This is a genomic window from Geobacillus sp. Y412MC52 (genome assembly GCF_000174795.2).
GTDB classification, from domain to species: Bacteria; Bacillota; Bacilli; order Bacillales; family Anoxybacillaceae; genus Geobacillus; species Geobacillus thermoleovorans.
Genome location: NC_014915.1, coordinates 136,331 through 155,000, shown reverse-complemented (window position 1 = coordinate 155,000; position 18,670 = coordinate 136,331). Strand labels below are relative to the sequence as shown.

Annotated in this window: 28 protein-coding genes and 1 rRNA gene (1 of these 29 only partly in view); 2 read left to right on the top strand and 27 right to left on the bottom strand. The window is 51.6% G+C overall.

Going from position 1 to position 18,670, the window contains the following annotated elements:
- Positions 1-316 (bottom strand): 16S ribosomal RNA (locus tag GYMC52_RS00895); it reaches 1,242 nt to the left of the window's first position.
- Positions 317-979: 663 nt separating this feature from the next.
- On the opposite strand from GYMC52_RS00895, the gene pdaB reads away from it, so the two are divergent.
- Complete coding sequence (gene pdaB, locus GYMC52_RS00890; protein ID WP_012820503.1) at positions 980-1,735, top strand: polysaccharide deacetylase family sporulation protein PdaB; 756 nt, start codon at positions 980-982, stop codon at positions 1,733-1,735.
- 137 nt (positions 1,736-1,872) lie between these two features.
- Here the strand turns inward: pdaB and GYMC52_RS00885 are convergent, their stop codons facing one another.
- Positions 1,873-2,472: a KinB-signaling pathway activation protein gene (locus GYMC52_RS00885; protein WP_012820502.1), complete on the bottom strand. Its 600-nt coding sequence runs from the start codon at positions 2,470-2,472 to the stop codon at positions 1,873-1,875.
- A 149-nt stretch (positions 2,473-2,621) separates the two neighbouring features.
- On the opposite strand from GYMC52_RS00885, the gene gerD reads away from it, so the two are divergent.
- Positions 2,622-3,257, top strand: coding sequence for a spore germination lipoprotein GerD (gerD, locus tag GYMC52_RS00880; RefSeq protein WP_012820501.1), 636 nt, complete (start codon positions 2,622-2,624; stop codon positions 3,255-3,257).
- Positions 3,258-3,342: 85 nt separating this feature from the next.
- Here gerD and GYMC52_RS00875 read toward each other — a convergent pair whose 3' ends face one another.
- From GYMC52_RS00875 to GYMC52_RS00755, 25 genes are all read right to left on the bottom strand, one after another.
- A complete protein-coding gene (locus tag GYMC52_RS00875; RefSeq protein WP_011229655.1) occupies positions 3,343-4,359 on the bottom strand; it encodes an Mrp/NBP35 family ATP-binding protein in 1,017 nt (338 codons plus the stop codon).
- Positions 4,360-4,552: 193 nt separating this feature from the next.
- On the bottom strand, positions 4,553-5,269 hold the full coding sequence (gene cwlD, locus GYMC52_RS00870) for an N-acetylmuramoyl-L-alanine amidase CwlD (RefSeq protein WP_012820500.1): 717 nt from the start codon (positions 5,267-5,269) through the stop codon (positions 4,553-4,555).
- A gap of 66 nt (positions 5,270-5,335) precedes the next feature.
- A complete protein-coding gene (locus tag GYMC52_RS00865; protein WP_012820499.1) occupies positions 5,336-5,776 on the bottom strand; it encodes a YbaK family protein in 441 nt (146 codons plus the stop codon).
- 119 nt (positions 5,777-5,895) lie between these two features.
- Positions 5,896-6,288: a 30S ribosomal protein S9 gene (rpsI, locus tag GYMC52_RS00860; protein ID WP_012820498.1), complete on the bottom strand. Its 393-nt coding sequence runs from the start codon at positions 6,286-6,288 to the stop codon at positions 5,896-5,898.
- A 22-nt stretch (positions 6,289-6,310) separates the two neighbouring features.
- The gene (gene rplM, locus GYMC52_RS00855; RefSeq protein ID WP_011229651.1) at positions 6,311-6,748 is read right to left on the bottom strand and encodes a 50S ribosomal protein L13; all 438 of its coding nucleotides are present in this window, start codon (positions 6,746-6,748) and stop codon (positions 6,311-6,313) included.
- Between the two features lie 179 nt (positions 6,749-6,927).
- Positions 6,928-7,704: a tRNA pseudouridine(38-40) synthase TruA gene (gene truA / locus GYMC52_RS00850; protein WP_012820497.1), complete on the bottom strand. Its 777-nt coding sequence runs from the start codon at positions 7,702-7,704 to the stop codon at positions 6,928-6,930.
- A gap of 12 nt (positions 7,705-7,716) precedes the next feature.
- Positions 7,717-8,514: an energy-coupling factor transporter transmembrane component T family protein gene (locus tag GYMC52_RS00845; RefSeq protein ID WP_012820496.1), complete on the bottom strand. Its 798-nt coding sequence runs from the start codon at positions 8,512-8,514 to the stop codon at positions 7,717-7,719.
- Positions 8,507-9,379 carry an energy-coupling factor ABC transporter ATP-binding protein gene (locus tag GYMC52_RS00840; RefSeq protein WP_012820495.1) on the bottom strand — a complete coding sequence of 291 codons (873 nt, stop codon included), beginning with the start codon at positions 9,377-9,379 and terminating at the stop codon, positions 8,507-8,509. The genes GYMC52_RS00845 and GYMC52_RS00840 overlap by 8 nt, the downstream gene beginning before the upstream one ends.
- Entirely contained in the window at positions 9,355-10,194 is an 840-nt protein-coding gene (locus tag GYMC52_RS00835; protein WP_011229647.1) for an energy-coupling factor ABC transporter ATP-binding protein, read from the bottom strand. The genes GYMC52_RS00840 and GYMC52_RS00835 overlap by 25 nt, the downstream gene beginning before the upstream one ends.
- Positions 10,195-10,311: 117 nt before the next feature.
- Positions 10,312-10,674, bottom strand: a complete 363-nt coding sequence (gene rplQ / locus GYMC52_RS00830; RefSeq protein ID WP_011229646.1) for a 50S ribosomal protein L17 — start codon at positions 10,672-10,674, stop codon at positions 10,312-10,314.
- Between the two features lie 100 nt (positions 10,675-10,774).
- On the bottom strand, positions 10,775-11,719 hold the full coding sequence (locus tag GYMC52_RS00825; RefSeq protein WP_011229645.1) for a DNA-directed RNA polymerase subunit alpha: 945 nt from the start codon (positions 11,717-11,719) through the stop codon (positions 10,775-10,777).
- Positions 11,720-11,869: 150 nt separating this feature from the next.
- Positions 11,870-12,259, bottom strand: a complete 390-nt coding sequence (gene rpsK, locus GYMC52_RS00820) for a 30S ribosomal protein S11 (RefSeq protein WP_011229644.1) — start codon at positions 12,257-12,259, stop codon at positions 11,870-11,872.
- Between the two features lie 25 nt (positions 12,260-12,284).
- Positions 12,285-12,650, bottom strand: coding sequence for a 30S ribosomal protein S13 (gene rpsM / locus GYMC52_RS00815; RefSeq protein WP_012820494.1), 366 nt, complete (start codon positions 12,648-12,650; stop codon positions 12,285-12,287).
- Positions 12,651-12,670: 20 nt separating this feature from the next.
- Positions 12,671-12,784, bottom strand: coding sequence for a 50S ribosomal protein L36 (rpmJ, locus tag GYMC52_RS00810; RefSeq protein WP_003247619.1), 114 nt, complete (start codon positions 12,782-12,784; stop codon positions 12,671-12,673).
- A gap of 36 nt (positions 12,785-12,820) precedes the next feature.
- A complete protein-coding gene (gene infA / locus GYMC52_RS00805) occupies positions 12,821-13,039 on the bottom strand; it encodes a translation initiation factor IF-1 (RefSeq protein WP_011229642.1) in 219 nt (72 codons plus the stop codon).
- A 95-nt stretch (positions 13,040-13,134) separates the two neighbouring features.
- Entirely contained in the window at positions 13,135-13,902 is a 768-nt protein-coding gene (gene map / locus GYMC52_RS00800; protein WP_012820493.1) for a type I methionyl aminopeptidase, read from the bottom strand.
- Positions 13,899-14,552, bottom strand: a complete 654-nt coding sequence (locus GYMC52_RS00795) for an adenylate kinase (RefSeq protein ID WP_012820492.1) — start codon at positions 14,550-14,552, stop codon at positions 13,899-13,901. Before GYMC52_RS00795 ends, map begins: the two co-directional genes overlap by 4 nt.
- Positions 14,553-14,595: 43 nt before the next feature.
- Positions 14,596-15,888: a preprotein translocase subunit SecY gene (gene secY, locus GYMC52_RS00790; RefSeq protein WP_012820491.1), complete on the bottom strand. Its 1,293-nt coding sequence runs from the start codon at positions 15,886-15,888 to the stop codon at positions 14,596-14,598.
- A complete protein-coding gene (gene rplO / locus GYMC52_RS00785; protein ID WP_011229638.1) occupies positions 15,888-16,328 on the bottom strand; it encodes a 50S ribosomal protein L15 in 441 nt (146 codons plus the stop codon). Before rplO ends, secY begins: the two co-directional genes overlap by 1 nt.
- Positions 16,329-16,352: 24 nt before the next feature.
- Positions 16,353-16,541 (bottom strand): 50S ribosomal protein L30, encoded by a 189-nt coding sequence (gene rpmD / locus GYMC52_RS00780; protein ID WP_011229637.1) that lies wholly within the window; start codon positions 16,539-16,541, stop codon positions 16,353-16,355.
- Positions 16,542-16,554: 13 nt separating this feature from the next.
- Positions 16,555-17,055, bottom strand: coding sequence for a 30S ribosomal protein S5 (gene rpsE, locus GYMC52_RS00775; RefSeq protein WP_011229636.1), 501 nt, complete (start codon positions 17,053-17,055; stop codon positions 16,555-16,557).
- 19 nt (positions 17,056-17,074) lie between these two features.
- Complete coding sequence (gene rplR / locus GYMC52_RS00770; RefSeq protein WP_013522755.1) at positions 17,075-17,437, bottom strand: 50S ribosomal protein L18; 363 nt, start codon at positions 17,435-17,437, stop codon at positions 17,075-17,077.
- A gap of 33 nt (positions 17,438-17,470) precedes the next feature.
- Entirely contained in the window at positions 17,471-18,007 is a 537-nt protein-coding gene (gene rplF / locus GYMC52_RS00765) for a 50S ribosomal protein L6 (protein WP_011229634.1), read from the bottom strand.
- A 32-nt stretch (positions 18,008-18,039) separates the two neighbouring features.
- Complete coding sequence (rpsH, locus tag GYMC52_RS00760; RefSeq protein WP_012820490.1) at positions 18,040-18,438, bottom strand: 30S ribosomal protein S8; 399 nt, start codon at positions 18,436-18,438, stop codon at positions 18,040-18,042.
- A 33-nt stretch (positions 18,439-18,471) separates the two neighbouring features.
- Positions 18,472-18,657, bottom strand: coding sequence for a type Z 30S ribosomal protein S14 (locus tag GYMC52_RS00755; RefSeq protein ID WP_003247599.1), 186 nt, complete (start codon positions 18,655-18,657; stop codon positions 18,472-18,474).
- Positions 18,658-18,670 lie beyond the last annotated feature (13 nt).

Here is an 18,670-nt window from a genome sequence, read left to right as displayed (position 1 = left end):
GTCACCCTCTCAGGCCGGCTACGCATCGTCGCCTTGGTGAGCCGTTACCTCACCAACTAGCTAATGCGCCGCGGGCCCATCCGCAAGTGACAGCCAAAGGCCGCCTTTCAACCAAAGACCATGCGGTCTTCGGTGTTATCCGGTATTAGCTCCGGTTTCCCGGAGTTATCCCGGTCTTGCGGGCAGGTTGCCCACGTGTTACTCACCCGTCCGCCGCTGACCAAATCAGAGCAAGCTCCGATCCGGTCCGCTCGACTTGCATGTATTAGGCACGCCGCCAGCGTTCGTCCTGAGCCAGGATCAAACTCTCCAAAAGAAAGTTGATTGGCTTTTTGCTTCAGCCAAAGCGGCCTCAGCTTTTCGAATTGTCTAGCTTCGGTCCGCCGCCGCTCGGGGTCAAATAACCTTCCCCCTCGGGGTGCAAGCACCCCTGCGGGTGAAGAACATTTGCCCGTCGCGGCGACCCGCGGACCTCCGCTTTTCGTCGCGCTTCGTTTCGTTCAGTTTTCAAGGAACGAGACCTCTTCTTGAACTTGCTTCGTTGCAGTCTTGCGCCGAGGAACCCAATTCCCCCGAATTCACTAGAAGACACAGGCGCAAAGTTGCTGCATTGAAACAACTTCTCTGCTGATTTGCAGTCTTGAACTAAAGAATAGTTGAAGCTTCCTATTGCAAACAGCTCTTTTATACTAACATGCCTCTTTTTTCTTGTCAAGATCTTTTCCGTTGCTTTTCGTCACTCACCGCTATCGAACACTCTGTCCGATTAGCGACGATTTTTAATATACCACTTACCAATCAAAAATGCAATATCTTTTTTAAGGGAATTTCAGGAACCGACGCCAGACCGTTCCTTTAGGCTTCCTCCATCTCTTCGACGGTAAGAGGACTGGCAAATAAGTTTCATAACCGCCATGGCTGTCCGCATAAGATGTTATGAGGACAACGATTTTACAATGCAAAAAAGGGGGCCGATGTCATGTTTTACGCGTTGAACGGACGGACGCTGAAAAAAGTTCTCATTATTATCTGCTCCGCCTTTTTCACCGCCGTTGTCTTGTACGCTTATGAAATGAACCGTCCAGTTTTTTCGCTTCCTTCTGGGCCGAAGGCGGTATATAAAGTGGACAACGCCCGCAATGAGGTGGCGTTGACGTTCGATATCAGCTGGGGAGATGAGAATGCAGACAAAATTTTGGATGTCTTGAAGCAGCACGGGATTCAAAACGCGACCTTTTTCTTATCCGCCTCATGGGCCGAACGCCATCCAGCCGTGGTGAAGCGGATCAAAGAGGAGGGGCATGAGATTGGCAGTATGGGATATAACTTTGTCAACTATACGGAACTTGAGAACGCCAAAATCCGTCAAGATTTAATAATGGCGAAAAAAGTGTTTGACATGTTGGGAATGAAACAGGTTGAGCTGCTGCGCCCCCCTGGGGGGAACTTCAACAAAAATGTGTTAAAGGTTGCTCAGTCCCTCGGCTACACTGTCGTCCATTGGAGCATTGACTCGAAAGACTGGCTCAACCCTGGGACAGACCAAATTGTTGAGAACGTCACGAGGGACCTGGAACCGGGCGATATCGTGCTCCTTCACGCATCTGATTCGGCAAAACAGACAGCCAAAGCGCTGCCGAAAATTATCGCTTCCATGAAAGAAAACGGCTACAAAAACGTCAACCTCTCCGAGCTGTTGGCGAATGGCGAAGCCGAAAGCCGCGGGATCGAGTGACACGTTCCGACAGCGGCCTGCGCCGTTGCGCTTGGATTGCGGCGGCAGACAAGCCGCCAATTGGAATGATTGGCTTTTGGCGAACACGCCGTTTTTTTCGCGGCTGCCATAAGAAAACAGGCGGCGCCTTGCTTTCTTTATTGTTTCGCGCCGCCTGTCAATTTATGCAGTATAAGAAGCTGGTATGCATTGCATACTAATAAAGGAATCAACATCAAATACAGCCAATCACGGTCGTTGATGCGCAACACGGGAAACCATTCAATGACCGTAACGACGACCATAAAGAACAAAGCCGGAACGAACGCCCCTTTGTTCGTCTGTGCGCTCTTGACGTAGGCAACAACGAGACCAACCACCAAAATGAACAATGCGGTCAATAGATACGGAATGATTGAATCGCCCTTGTCCGCAAACGCCATGTAGCGGAAATACACTAAATCGAACAGCACGAACATGATCAAAACAACCTGCACAGCGTTCCATAGCGAACGGAAGATGCCAAGCCCGAACCGGTGGACGGTTAAATAAGCCAAAAACCCCGCCTGACTGATGACGCTGAAAATAAAGCCAACACCGATATGCCATAACAAAACAGCCATAAATTCGACCATTTCCAGGCGCAACAGCAAGCGCCCGAATTCTTCCCAGTTGAAAACAATGCCGACGGCCGCCGTGGCGATGCCGCCGATCAGCAGCGTCGATAAAAATAAACGCACCCATTTGCGGCTGTTCACAGCTTCATCCTCCATCATTTCAGCATAACCCGCTTACCATTTTACCAGCGCCCTTGTGAAAAAGCCAGCTCCGATCTCCCCCATGTATATTTTTTTCGCCAACATTCATATTAAGGGTGAGGGATTTTTGCAGAAAGGAGCTCACTTTCATGAACAAATGCCTACCGCTCCTCTTGCTCAGTTTTCTCGTTCTTGGTTCCTGTGCCCCTCAAGAAATCAGCCCCCCTCCCCCGGATTATGACGAAACGAAAAAGATGGTTGTTGACATTTTAAAAACCGACGAGGGGAAAAAGGCGATTCAAGATATTATGTCGGAAGATCAGATGAAGCAGCAACTAGTCATAGATCAAAAAGCTGTAAAAGAAACGCTGCAACAAATGCTGACATCCGATCAAGGAAAAAAGTTCTGGGAAAGTGCGTTAAAAGACCCGAAATTCGCTGAAAGTTTTGCCAAAGGGCTGCAAGCAGAACATGAAAAAATGATGAAGGCGCTCATGAAAGATCCCGATTACCAGGCGCTGATGATCGATATTTTAAAAGATCCAGAAATGGAAAAAGCCATGGTCGATGTCTTAAAAAGCAAAGAGTTCCGCCAGCATTTGCAAAAGGTGATCACGGAAACGTTGAACAGCCCGCTGTATCAGGCGAAAATTCAAGATATGTTGATGAAAGCAGCTGAAAAGGTTCAGCAAGGCGGAGAAAAACAAGAAGAAGAAGGCGGAGGGGAAGGGGGAGAGGGAGAGGGAGAAGAAAGCACCGGCAACCAACAAGGCGGAGGAGGTTAATCAAGCAAAAAAGCGTCCGTGCGCTGAAACCCGCCAACGTTCTAATCGGCGGTTTCTCGCCATCGGACGCTTTTTGTGAAACCGATTAATATTTCGCAACGATTTTGCGGGCGATATCCATATAAATTTTCCCGATCGGATGATCTTCTGCGTAAACGGACGGAGCGAAGTCGTCGTCGTTCCAATCCGGCTGCTGAAGCGGCAGCTGCCCTAACAGCTCGGTTTGCAGCTCTTTGGCCAGCTTTTCTCCGCCACCCTTGCCGAAGACATACTCCCGCTCCCCTGTTTTCCGGCTCTCGTAGTACGACATATTTTCGATCACGCCGATAATTTCATGTTCGGTGCGCAACGCCATTGCCCCAGCGCGGGCAGCGACAAACGCAGCGGTCGGATGCGGAGTCGTGACGATAATTTCTTTGCACGACGGCAAGAGCGTATGGACGTCCAAGGCGACGTCGCCCGTACCAGGCGGCAAGTCAAGCAGCAAGTAATCCAAGTCTCCCCATTCGACCTCTTTGAAAAAGTTGTTCAACATTTTCCCAAGCATCGGGCCGCGCCAAATGACCGGGGCGTTGTCCTCGACGAAAAAGGCCATCGAAATGACTTTTACGCCAAACCGTTCGACCGGGATGATTTTGTCGCCCCTCACCGTCGGGCGCTCGGTGATTCCCATCATGTCCGGAACACTGAACCCGTAAATGTCCGCGTCAATCAACCCGACTTTTTTGCCGAGCCGGGCGAGCGCCACCGCCAAATTGACGGAAACGGTCGACTTGCCGACACCACCTTTGCCGCTGGCAATGGCGATATACGTCGTTTTTTGCTTGTTTTCGCTATATTTCTCCACCACATCGCGCGGCAGTTCGGCGAACCGCAGCCCGACCGTTGCAGCACCCGCATCTTTCAGCTGCTCGACGATCGCCGTTTGCACGCGAAGCTGCTCGGGCGTTCCGGTTTTGGCGAGCGCGATTTTCACGCTGACATGGTTTTTCTCTTCCTTAATTTTGATTTCTTGAATGGCATTCGTCTCTTTAAACGTTTTGTTTAAAAAGGGATCTTTCATCTTTTCAAGAATGGCGCGCACTTCAGTTTCCGTCAACATCGTATTCACCAACCCTTTTGCAAATCAATGGTCATTTCTACGTGTTATCATACCATAAATCGGCAGACGGCCGCCATGTTTGACTTGCTCCCGCACGTCCCCGCGGTTGAAAAAGGGGAATTTCTAATTCCTTTTGGCGAAACAAGGCCGGTCGGCTATCTTTCTCCTCTGTTCCGACCTTAAAAAATCCCCGCTACTCGCGAGGCGTATGTTCATTGGAAAAGTAGCGGAGCACTCCTTTATAAATCGAGGCGGCCAGCTTCGTTTGGTAGCCATCAGACACAAGCAGCTCTCGCTCATCGGGATTCGACAAAAACCCAACCTCGACAAGCGCGCCGGGGATTTTTGCATGCTTGAGCAAATAGACGGTATCAATCATTTTTGCCAGTCGATGGGTGTTCTCCAAATTGCGCCGCAATTCCGCTTGGATAAATCTCGCCAGCCGCTCGTTTTCGATGAAAGACCCGTAATAAAACGTCTGCGCCCCTCGCCAACGCGGCGACGGGATGGCGTTGAGATGGATGCTGATGAAAAGATCGGCATTCGATCGATTGACGAAAGCCGTTCGTTCGAGCAAATCCTCCGTTTTCCGTCGGCTGTAGCCGCGTGTGGACGGGCTGGCCAAGTCCCGATCCGTCTCGCGCGTCATCAGGACGAGCGCCCCTTGCTGCTGCAGATAATCGCGCAGCTTTTTCGCCACGTTGAGCGCGATGTCCTTTTCCACCGCCTCACCACCGACGGCGCCGCCGTCCGGCCCACCATGGCCGGGGTCCAATACGATGATTCTCCCCGATAATGGGAGATTCCATGGTTTTGTTGATGTCAAATCGGAAAATAAAGACGGAAATAGCAAAGTGCTCATAAGGGCGACGGCAGCAAAAGCGACCAGCCACTTCCATTTTTCTTTCATTGTTTCTCCTCCCGCACGTTTCCCTTCTCTATCTTATATGGGACAAGGCGCGGGAATAGAACTCATTCAGCGAAGTTTTAGACGACGCCGTTTTTTGCCCCGCTCAAATCCTTCCGTCCACCAGTTGCCGATATATTGTTCACACGCGTCATACAGCGACTGGCTGAGGAAATCGTTGTCGATATGGCCCCAAAAGCAAAGAAAATCAAACAGCGTATCGATCAAATATTTTTCTTCTTGAGCACATCGACAGCGTACGCTGGCCGCAGGCTCCCCATAATAGCCGAATCGGCTGTAGCGAGCGCCGAGCAAATACGCTTCAATGGCCAGATCAATGCAGCCTTCCTCCACAACGGATGGGAACATCCGATACGCCGTATAAAACGGAACAAAGTGCTCAAGCGCTTTGGTCCGCAACTTCTCAAGGGAGAGTTCGCGCAACATGTTCCGTTCATAGCGAAGCTGCTTTTCCTGCCTTTTTTCCGCCAATGAAGTGATGACTGTCATCGTCTTTCACGCTCCTTTACGATGTAGTGTCTAACGATCGCTCACAATCATACGCGCAGGCGAAAGGCAGAAATAAGCAAAAAACCCAGCCAAATCGGCTGGGTTGGAACATCGTGCGATTAACGTTTCGAGAATTGCGGAGCGCGGCGGGCGCCCTTGAGTCCGTATTTTTTCCGTTCTTTAACGCGGGCATCGCGCGTCAGCAAACCGGCCCGTTTCAGCACTGCGCGGAATTCCGGATCGACTTCAAGCAACGCGCGGGCGATGCCGTGGCGAATGGCGCCGGCTTGGCCGGCAAATCCGCCGCCTTGGACGTTCACCAACACGTCGTAGCTCCCGAGCGTTTCCGTCAATACGAGCGGCTGCTTCACCATCTCGATGAGCGCTTCCGACGGGATGTATTCGCGAATGTCTCGTTTATTGACGATGATGCGTCCATCGCCTGGAACGAGGCGGACGCGGGCAACCGAGCTTTTGCGACGACCTGTGCCGTAATATTGTACTTGTGCCAAAATCAATACCCTCCCTTGTCAATTATCCGCGAAGTTCATACACTTCTGGTTTTTGCGCTTGATGCGGATGTTCGCTTCCACGGTATACGTGCAACTTTTTGAACATTTGCCGGCCGAGGCTGCCTTTTGGAAGCATGCCGCGCACGGCACGTTCGATCATTTGTTCCGGATAGTTTGTGCGCATTTCCAACGCTGTTCTTACTTTTAAACCGCCTGGATATAAGCTGTGGCGATAGTACAGTTTTTTCGTCAATTTTTTCCCTGTCAGTTCGACTTTGTCGGCATTGATGACGATGACGTGATCCCCGCAGTCAACATGCGGAGTGAACGTTGGTTTATGTTTGCCGCGCAACAGCGCCGCTACTTCGCTGGCTAAGCGGCCTAACGTTTTGCCAGCTGCGTCGACAACGTACCATTTCCGCTCTACTTCATTCGGTTTCGCCATATAAGTCGTACGCAATGCAGTTCCCTCCTAAAATAAAAAAATGAACAAACAAATGGTCGTTTATTTCAACACGATTATGGTCCGGGGCTAATCGTGGAAAATACATGCCATATGATATAATAGCTTGCCGGCGCGCCAATGTCAAGAAAATGTTACACAAGGACTCGTTGTCTTAGAAAATAAGGGTGAAAACATCAGCCATCCGCCAATTCACGGTCTAACCATTCATCCCCGTAGTATACACGCCATAAATACAGCCCTTCAGCCGGCGCGGTTGGACCAGCGAGGCGCCGATCTTTCGCCGCAAGCAGTGTCGAAATGTCGGCGGGAGAACGCTTCCCTTGGCCGATCTCCAACACCGTGCCAACCATGATGCGCACCATGTTGTATAAAAAGCCGCTGCCGACAAAACGAAACTCGAGCATCGGGCCGTCAACCTTCACTTTAGCCCGGTAAATGGTGCGCACCCGGTCTTCGATCGTCGTTTTAGCGGAGCAAAAACTCGTGAAATCATGCGTCCCACAAAACAAACGAAGCGCCTCGTTCATCGCATCCATATGAAGCGGATATGGATGCCATGCGCAATAATGGCGGCGAAACACGTCTCGCTCGGCAGCCGTCCATACTTTATAGCGGTATTCTTTCGCTTTCGCCGAAAAACGGGCGTGGAAGTCTGCATCGGCCTCCTGTACAAAGCGAACGACGATATCATCCGGCAGCTGGGCGTTCAACGCCTTTTTCCACTGCTCCGAGGAAAGGGAAAGCGACGTATCAAAGTGGATCACTTGGCCATAGGCATGAACGCCGGCATCCGTCCTTCCGGAAGCCGCCACACGCACTCCCTTCCCTTTATGCATCCGCCGAAGCACTTCCTCGAGCTCGCCTTGCACCGTCCGCTTTCCCGGCTGAATTTGGTAACCGGAAAAATGGGTGCCATCATAGGCGATGATGCATTTGATCCGTTTTGTCATGGCCTTCCTCCGCTACGAACGTAGTAGAAAGAGCAATACGGCCAGCAGCGCCACGGCCGCTAAAAACACGGTGTCCACCGGCTTCCAAGCGAGCTGGCGGAATTTCGTCCGCCCTTCCCCGCCGCGGTAGCCGCGCGCCTCCATGGCTGTCGCCAGCTCATCGGCTCGTTTGAACGAGCTGATAAACAGAGGCACAAGCAGTGAGACAATGGCTTTCATCCGTTCGGAAAAACGGCCGCCAGAAAAATCAACGCCGCGGGCCGCCTGCGCTTTCATAATTTTTTCCGTCTCTTCCATCAATGTTGGAATGAAGCGAAGCGAAATGGCCATCATCAAGGCGAGCTCATGGACAGGAACGCGCATCTTTTTGAGCGGCCCAAGCAAGCTTTCGACGCCGTCGGTCACTTCAATCGGCGTCGTCGTCAACGTCAGCATCGTCGTCATCAATACAAGGAGCAAAAACCTTAGGGAAATAAAGACCCCTTGCTTGATGCCGCCTTCATATACAGAGAGCGCACCGATTTGGTAGATGACATCTCCTTCTTTCGTCATGAACAGATGTAGCAGCAGCGTAAACAAAATGACCCATAAAATCGGTTTCAAGCCGCGGGCAATGAACGAAAACGGGATGCGAGACAGCGCTGCAAAGGCAAACGCAAACAGCGACAGCAGTGCATACGTGGCCGCATTGTTCGCCAAAAAGACGATCAGGACGTAAGCAAACACGATCAATAGTTTGGCGCGCGGATCTAAGCGATGAATGACGGAATGACCAGGCACATATTGCCCGATAATCAAATGATTAGTCATGGACGCTCACCTTGGAGAACAATTGCTGGATGGCTTCCGCTGTCTGTTCCAACGTCAAGCATGGCGACGGAATGACAACACCCAACCGCTTTTCGAGCTGCTGCTTCAATTTGACCGTTTCCGGCACACTCAAACCGATGGCAGCCAGTTTGTCAGCGTCGCGAAACATCTCTTCCGGCGTTCCGTGGCCCCATACCGTTCCTTCATGCATGACGATGATCTCATCAGCGTACCGAGCTGCATCTTCCATGCTGTGGGTGACGAGAACGGTTGTCAACTGCTTCTCACGATGGAGGCGATAAAACATCTCCATCATCTCTTTGCGCCCGCGCGGATCAAGGCCGGCGGTCGGTTCATCGAGCACAAGCACTTCCGGCTCAAGCGCGAGCACGCCGGCGATGGCGACGCGCCGCATTTGCCCTCCGCTCAAATCAAACGGCGATTTCGTCAATACGTCCTCGCTCAACCCGACAAGCTGAATGAGCTCCCGCGCCTTCCGCTTCGCCTCGTCTTCCGGCACGCCAAAATTGAGCGGGCCAAAACAAATATCTTTCTCCACCGTTTCTTCAAACAACTGGTGCTCCGGGAACTGGAAGACGACCCCGACCTTTTTGCGCAACGGTTTGAGCTGCTTTGGCCGTTTATTGCTCGTGATCGTCTCTTGTCCGATTTTCACGGCGCCGCTTGTCGGCTGCAGCAACCCGTTTAAATGCTGAAGGAGGGTCGATTTTCCTGAGCCCGTATGCCCGACAATCGCGACGTACACCCCGCTTCGGATCGCGACATTGACATCATAAAGCGCCCGGCGGGCAAGCGGTGAACGGGCGTTGTACACATGCTCTACTTTTTCGAATACAATGTCCATAGCTCCTCGACCAACTCCTCTGTCGTGAAATACCCGGCCCGAAGCGGAATGCCTTGTTCCCGCAAGCGGCTGCCCATTTTCACGGCAAACGGCAAATCAAGACCGATGCGCTCGAGTTTGCTTCCGAGCCGAAAGATTTGCTCCGGCGTCCCTTCTGCCATCACTTCGCCTTTGTTCATCACAATGAGGCGGTCCGCCTTCGCTGCCTCTTCCAAATCATGGGTAATTGACAAGACGGTAATGCGCTGCTGGCGGTTCAGGCGGCGCACCGTCTCAAGCACTTCTTCCCTTCCACGCGGGTCAAGCATCGATGTCGCTTCGTCCAAAATGATCATATCGGGGCGGAGCGCCAAAATGCCAGCGATGGCGACGCGCTGTTTTTGCCCCCCAGACAACCGGTGCGGCTCATAATGGAGAAACGGCTCCATATGGACTTGGCGAATGGCCTCGCGAATGCGCTCGACCATTTCCAAGCGCGGAATGCCGTTGTTTTCAAGGGCAAAAGCGATGTCGTCTTCCACGGTCGCACCGACAAACTGGTTGTCCGGGTTCTGGAACACAAGGCCGACGCGGCGGCGCACCTCCCAAACGGTTGCGTCGTTCAAAAGGCGTCCAAACAAGCGAATGGCGCCCCGCTCCGGCCGAAGCAAGCCGATCAGCATCCGAGCGATGGTCGATTTGCCGGATCCGTTATGGCCGACGATCGCTAACCACTCCCCGCGCTCGGCCGTGAAGCTGACGTTTTGCACCGCATAGTCGGATTGATTTGGATAGCGAAAGGACACTCCCTCGATCGACAAGATTGGTTCGGCCATGATCGTTTCCCCTTGCTTCGCCGCGTTGCAAACGCAGCCTGCTAAATGATGGTAAACAAAAAAAGGGCATAGATCCAGTTCAAACGAAACTGTCTCGCCCTTGTTGAAATGAAACCGTTACACGAGTTCAATAATGACCATCGGCGCCCCGTCACCGCGGCGAGGACCAAGTTTCATAATGCGCGTATAGCCGCCTTGGCGATCTTGGTAGCGCGGCGCAATGTCGCTGAACAGCTTTTGCAACGCATCCTGGCCGGTTTCGCTGTTGGCGACCTCCTTGCGGATGAATGCCGCTGCTTGGCGGCGGGCATGCAAATCGCCGCGTTTGCCGAGCGTAATCATTTTTTCCATGACCGAGCGCAGTTCTTTCGCCCGCGCTTCCGTCGTTTCAATGCGTTCGTTGATGATTAAGTCTGTTGCCAAGTCGCGAAGCAGTGCTTTTCGTTGCGAAGTCGTGCGTCCTAATTTTCTGTACGACATCAAATGTCCCTCCCTTTTAAAGTGATGTGTTCCTCATGGTGGTCATCATCAAAGCGATATGGTGAAAGTGTGTTTCCGGCTTGCCGGCGGAGGCCGGCACTTAGTCGTCTTTGCGCAGGCTGAGGCCGAGCTCAGCCAGCTTCGCTTTCACTTCCTCAAGCGACTTGCGGCCGAGGTTGCGCACTTTCATCATATCTTCTTCCGTTTTTTGCGTCAGTTCTTGAACAGTGTTGATGCCGGCCCGCTTCAAGCAATTGTAGGAACGAACCGAAAGATCGAGTTCCTCGATCGTCATTTCGAGCACTTTTTCTTTTTGATCGTCCTCTTTCTCGACCATGATCTCCGCATTTTGCGCTTCATCCGTCAAGCCGACAAAAATGTTTAAGTGCTCCGTTAAAATTTTCGCTCCAAGGGAAATGGCCTCTTTCGGCCCGATGCTTCCATCCGTCCACACATCAATGGTCAATTTGTCATAGTCCGTCACTTGGCCGACCCTTGTATTCTCGACTTGATAAGAAACTCGGGAGACCGGCGTATAAATGGAATCGATCGGAATGACGCCGATGGGCTGGTCCTCGCGCTTATTCGCCTCAGCAGGAACATATCCGCGCCCGCGCTTGGCGGTCATGCGCATGCGCAGGCGGCCGCCTTCCGCCAGCGTCGCGATATGAAGGTCCGGGTTTAAAATTTCTACATCGCTGTCGTGAGTGATATCGGCAGCCGTGACAACTCCTTCACCCTGCACATCAATCTCCAACGTTTTCTCTTCGTCTGAATAAATTTTCAACGCTAGTTTTTTGATATTCAAAATGATGGCTGTCACATCTTCAACGACGCCGTCAATCGTTGAAAACTCATGCAAGACGCCGTCGATTTGCACCGATGTTACAGCTGCACCAGGGAGTGAAGACAATAGGATACGACGCAAGGAGTTCCCTAAGGTTGTACCATATCCACGCTCAAGCGGTTCGACGACGAATTTGCCATATTTGGCATCTTCGCTCAGTTCGACCGTTTCAATTTTCGGCTTTTCAATTTCAATCATCGATTATTATACCCTCCTTCAAAACGTCGAGACCCCGATCAAACGGTACACGCCTAACAACATTCCCCCATGAATCTCTCTTTACGCTTGCCTGCCATGGTCTTTATCATATCCCATTATTGACAATGGTGCAAATTCTATACAGGGGCGTTACACGCGGCGACGTTTTGGCGGACGGCATCCATTGTGCGGGATTGGAGTGACGTCTTTGATCGCCGTAATTTCCAACCCGGCTGCTTGCAATGCACGGATCGCTGCCTCGCGGCCAGCCCCCGGACCTTTGACGTTCACTTCGACCGTTTTCATGCCATGCTCCATCGACGCTTTCGCTGCTGCTTCAGCCGCCATTTGCGCCGCAAACGGCGTTGATTTGCGCGAACCTTTAAACCCCAACGAACCAGCGCTCGCCCAAGCAATGGCGTTGCCATGAACATCCGTAATCGTCACGATCGTGTTGTTGAACGTTGAACGGATATGGGCGATGCCTGTATCAATATTTTTTCTTACCCGGCGTTTACGAGTGTTTGTTCTGCGTGCCATTCGTCAAATGACCTCCTTTGCGTGATTATTTTTTCTTGTTCGCTACCGTGCGGCGCGGACCTTTGCGCGTGCGGGCATTGTTTTTCGTGTTTTGGCCGCGAACCGGCAATCCGCGGCGATGGCGAAGACCACGATAGCAGCCGATCTCCATCAACCGTTTAATATTTAACGATACTTCACGCCGCAAATCGCCTTCCACTTTTAAGCAGCCGACGATTTCACGAATGCGGCCAAGCTCTTCTTCCGTTAAGTCGCGAACGCGTGTGTCTTCCGATACGCCGGCTTCTTTTAAGATTTTTTGTGCTGTCGGTTTGCCGATCCCATAAATGTATGTTAACGAAATGACTACCCGTTTATCACGCGGAATATCGACACCTGCAATGCGTGCCATATGATACACCTCCTTGAAAATTACCCTTGGCGTTGTTTATGCTTCGGATTTTCGCAAATCACCATAACTTTGCCGCGTCTGCGAATAACTTTGCACTTTTCGCAAATCGGTTTGACAGATGGTCTTACTTTCATGTTGTTTACCTCCCTAATTGAACGGAGTGCATTCCTTTATTTATATCGATACGTGATCCGTCCACGCGTCAAATCATACGGCGACAGCTCCACCGTCACCCGGTCGCCAGGCAAAATGCGAATGAAATGCATGCGGATCTTGCCGGATACATGAGCCAACACCGTGTGCCCATTTTCTAATTCTACACGAAACATCGCATTTGGCAATGTTTCGATGACGGTGCCTTCCACTTCAATTACATCATCTTTCGCCATCGAGCGGCTCTCCCTCCTTCGAATGAGTAACATTGTGTTACGCAAAACCGAACGTGATATCCATGATGATCGAGAAGACGTTTACCCCTTCCCACTTATGAAGTGGGAGACTCATTTCCACAATGTGTTAAAATTTCGCAGCCATCTTCTGTAATGACAATCGTATGTTCGAAATGGGCGCACCGTTTTCCATCGGCCGTGACGACGGTCCAATCGTCGGCCAACGTTTTCACGTAACGGCTGCCGGCATTGACCATCGGTTCGATGCACAGCGCCATCCCTGGCCGCAAAATCGGGCCTTTGTTCGGTGGCCCATAATGTGGGATTTGTGGGTCTTCATGTAAGTGTTGACCAATTCCATGCCCGACATACTCGCGAACAACGGAAAAGTGATGCGCTTCGACATACGTTTGAATCGCATGGGAGATGTTCGTTAAACGAGCGCCCGGTTTTGCCTCGGCGAGCCCGACGTACAGCGATTGCTCTGTCACGTCAAGCAACCGTTTCGTCTCGGCGTCAATCTCCCCGACCGGATACGTCCAGGCCGAGTCGGCGTGATAGCCTTCATACTGCGCGCCGACATCGATCGTAATAATATCGCCTTCCCGCAATGCGCGGCCGCTGGGAATCCCGTGCACAAGCTCTTCATTCACCGAGGCGCAAATGCTCCCTGGAAACCCTTGATACCCTTTAAACGACGGAATGGCGCCATGGGAACGAATCACTTCCTCCGCGATGGCGTCCAGTTCCTTTGTTGTGATCCCGGGACGAATGTGCTTTTGCAATTCTTTCAATGTAAGGAAAACGATTTTTCCCGCCTCGCGCATCAAAGCAATTTCCTGCGCGGTTTTGCAACGAATCATCGAGCAAGTCCCCCGAGCACTTCACAAATATCAGCAAACACCTTTTCCATTTCCTGTTCGCCGTTAATGTGGCGCAAATAGCCTTTTTGCTCGTAAAAATCGAGGAGCGGCTTCATTTGTTTCATATTCACCTCAAGCCGATTGGCCACCGTTGCTTCATTATCATCGGGGCGCTGGTACAGATCGCCACCGCATTTATCGCATACGCCCGGTTTCGCCGGCGGATGAAAAACGAGATGGTACGTTGCTCCGCAGTTGCGGCAAATACGTCTGCCGGTCAGGCGCTCCATTAAGACCTCTTGGCGAACGTCGATATGGATGACATAGTCAAGCTTGCGCCCGATTTCCGAAAGCAACGTTTCAAGCGCTTCTGCTTGGGCGACCGTGCGCGGGAATCCATCGAGCAAAAAACCATTTTGGCAATCCTCTTTGCTCAGCCGTTCGCGGACGATGCCGATCGTCACCTCATCCGGCACAAGATCACCGCGGTCCATATACTGCTTTGCCTGCGACCCTAACGGCGTCCCTTCTTTGATCGCCGCTCGAAACATATCTCCCGTTGAAATATGCGGAATTCCGTAAGCCTCGACAATTTTCCCGGCCTGCGTGCCTTTGCCGGCACCCGGCAGCCCCATCAGCACTAAATTCATCCTAACTCCCCCTATCGGCAAGGGACGTCCGTTCTTGCCTTCTTTATTTGATGAATCCACGGTAATGGCGTTTCACCAGCTGGCTCTCAAGCTGTTTCATCGTCTCAAGCGCCACGCCGACGACAATAAGCAAGCTCGTACCGCCGATTCGTGCGGAAGACGGCAAGTTGGCAAAGTTCACAAAGAACACCGGCAGCACAGCGACAACCGCCAAAAAGATTGATCCGACCAGCGTCAGCCGGTATAAAATTCTCGTCACGTACTCTTGTGTGTTTTTCCCAGGGCGAATACCTGGGATGTAGCCGCCTTGTTTTTTCAAGTTGTCCGCCATCTGCTCCGGATTGACTTGAACAAACGCATAAAAGTACGTAAACGCGATGATGAGCACGACGTAAATGATCATCCCAACCGGGTGCGTATAATCAAACGTTCGGCGAATCCACAATGTTACATCATTCGTGCCAAAAAACGATGCAATGGTCGGTGGTGCAATCAAAAACGATACAGCGAAAATGACCGGAATAACTCCCGCTGGGTTCACTTTGAGCGGCAAATGAGTCGAGTGGCCGCCCACCGGGCTTCGGCCCTCAAGCCGCTTCGCGTATTGAATCGGAATTTTCCGGAACGCCTGCTGGATGTAAATGACACCAACGATGACGGCAACGACCGCCAACGCCACAAGCAGGAGCCGGACGATGCGCAAAAACACATCTTCCCCGACATTTTCAAACTGTTGAGCGTAAATTTGGTTCAAGACCGTCGGAATGCCTGAGACAATCCCGGCGAAAATAATGATCGAAATGCCATTGCCCACGCCTTTCGCGGTGATCTGTTCGCCGAGCCACATTAAAAATGCGGTGCCGGCGGTCAAGACAACCGCGATCAGCAAATACGTGCCGATGCCCGGATTTCGAATGAGCATCCCGCCAGCCAAGTTGTTAAAGCCGTACGACATGCCGATGGCTTGGATAAACCCGAGCACGACCGTGAAATAGCGGGTAAACTGAGCTAATTTACGCCGGCCAACCTCGCCTTGCTTCGACCACTCCGTAAATTTTGGAACAACGTCCATTTGCAGCAGCTGGACGATAATCGATGCCGTGATATAGGGCATAACCCCCATGGCAAAAATCGAAAAGTTTCGCAGCGCCCCGCCGCCGAAAATGTTCAGGACGCCGAATGCATTCAATTCATCTTGCAGTTTTAACACATCCGCGTTCACGCCCGGAACAGGGATGAACGTTCCAATGCGGAACACGATCAACATAAGAAGAGTGAAAATAATTTTGTTTCGAATATCACTGACGCGCATAAAGTTGGAGATTGTCCGAAACATTAAATCACCTCAGTTTTACCGCCAGCCGCCTCAATGGCCTCTTTCGCCGATGCCGAGAACTTATGCGCTTTGACCGTCAGCTTTTTCTCGATTTGGCCTTTGCCCAAAATTTTCACGCCCGATTTCAACTTGCTGATGACGCCCGTCTCAAGAAGCAATTCCGGCGTCACTTCCGTTCCGTCTTCAAAACGATTCAGTTTTTCCAGATTCACAACAGCATACTCTTTCCGATTGATGTTCGTAAATCCTCGTTTCGGCAAGCGGCGGAACAGCGGGGTTTGACCGCCTTCAAACCCAAGACGAACTCCTCCACCCGAGCGGGCATTTTGACCTTTTTGACCGCGGCCGGACGTTTTGCCGTTGCCCGAACCGATCCCGCGGCCGACGCGCACAGCTTTCTTTCGGGATCCCGGCGCTGGTTGCAATTCATGAAGTTTCATGGCAAAGCACCTCCTTATGATTCATTATTCTTCAATTTCTTTGACTTTGACAAGGTGGGCCACTTTGTTGATCATCCCGCGGATCGCAGGATTGTCATTGTGGATGACCGTTTGATGCATTTTTCGCAGGCCGAGCGTTCTGACGGTAACGCGTTGGTCTTCCGGACGGCCAATCACGCTGCGCGTGAGGGTAATCGCCAGTTTTTTTGCCATGATCGTTCCCTCCTTATCCTAACAGTTCCTCGACTGTTTTGCCGCGCAATCTCGCTACGTCTTCGGCGCGTTTTAATTGTTTCAGCCCATCAAACGTTGCGCGCACCATGTTGATTGGCGTGTTTGAACCGATCGATTTCGACAAGATGTCGCTGATGCCCGCCAGCTCTAATACAGCACGCGCCGGACCCCCAGCGATGACCCCGGTACCTTCGGAAGCGGGTTTCAAAATGATTTCCCCGGCACCGAAATGGCCGATGACTTCATGCGGAATCGTTGTGCCGACGATCGGCACTTCAATTAAGTTTTTCTTCGCATCTTCAATCGCTTTGCGGATCGCTTCTGGAACCTCTTGTGCTTTTCCGGTGCCAAATCCGACATGGCCGTTTTTATCGCCGACGACGACGAGAGCTGAAAAGCGCAGGCGACGTCCGCCTTTCACGACTTTTGCTACACGGTTGACCGCGACTACACGCTCTTCCAATTCAAGTTTGTTTGGATCGATACGACGCATCGTTGTCCCTCCTTTGTAATTAGAATTCCAAGCCGGCTTCGCGGGCGGTGTCTGCCAATGCTTTTACCCGTCCGTGATATAAATACCCGCCACGGTCGAACACGACTTTTTTAATGCCTTTTTCCAATGCACGTTTGGCGACAAGTTCGCCGACTTTTTTCGCTGCCTCAATGTTGTTCGTCGAATCCAAGCCAAACTCTTTGTCCAACGTCGAGGCGCTGACGATCGTTGACGATTTTGTATCATCGATAATTTGCGCGTAAATATGTTTATTTGAACGGAACACGCTCAACCGCGGACGTTCAGCCGTGCCGAAGATTTTTTTGCGGATGCGCGCGTGTCTTTTCTTCCGAACCGCGTTTCGGTCCACTTTCGTGATCATCGAATGTCACTCCTTTCGCTTCGCTATGCCGCGTTATTTACCAGTTTTGCCTTCTTTCAGGCGCACAAGTTCACCTTCGTAGCGGATGCCTTTGCCTTTATACGGCTCTGGCGGACGAACCGCGCGAATGTTGGCGGCCAGTTCGCCGACGCGCTGTTTGTCTGCCCCTTTGACGATGATTTTCGTTTGGGATGGCACTTCAATTTCAAGGCCTTCTTCCGGCTCAATTTCTACCGGATGAGAATAACCGACGCTCAATACAAGCTTTTTCCCTTGTTTCGACGCCCGGTACCCGACACCAACGAGTTCGAGCGCTTTTTCATAACCTTTCGAAACGCCTTCGACCATGTTGGCGAGCAAGCTGCGCGTCGTGCCATGGAGCGCGCGATGATGTTTTTCATCGCTTGGACGCGTAACCGTGATGACATTGCCCTCAACCGTGATCGTCATATCTGGATGGAACGTGCGGGTCAGCTCCCCTTTCGGCCCTTTGACCGTAACCGTGTTGCCGTTGACCGTAACGGTGACACCGGCAGGAATTTCAATTGGTTTTTTGCCGACACGTGACATGTCAAAAACACCTCCATTCTTGAGCAGATAGATTACCAAACGTAGGCGATTACTTCGCCGCCCGTGCCTTTTTGCCGTGCTTCTTTGTCTGTTAAGATGCCCTGCGATGTCGAAAGAATCGCGATCCCTAAGCCGTTTAGGACGCGCGGCACTTCATGGGCTTTGACGTAAACGCGCAACCCCGGTTTGCTGATGCGTTTCAGCCCGGTAATGACACGTTCATTGTTCGGACCGTATTTCAAGAAGATGCGGAGAATGCCTTGTTTGTTGTCTTCGATATATTCATAATCACGAATAAACCCTTCGCGCTTTAAAATTTCCGCGATTTCCCGCTTGATTTTCGAAGCCGGGACTTCGAGCTTTTCGTGACGCACCATATTCGCATTGCGGATGCGAGTCAGCATATCAGCAATTGGATCTGTCATCACCATTATGTTTTACCTCCTTCCCAATCAATGGGTTGATTACCAGCTGGCTTTTTTGATGCCTGGAAGTTGACCTTTGTATGCGAGCTCACGGAAACAAATACGGCACAATTTGAATTTGCGATAGACCGAGTGCGGGCGGCCGCAGCGCTCGCAACGGGTGTACGCTCTCACTTTAAACTTCGGCGTCCGTTTTTGTTTCGCGATCATCGATTTTTTAGCCACGATTTCGCCTCCC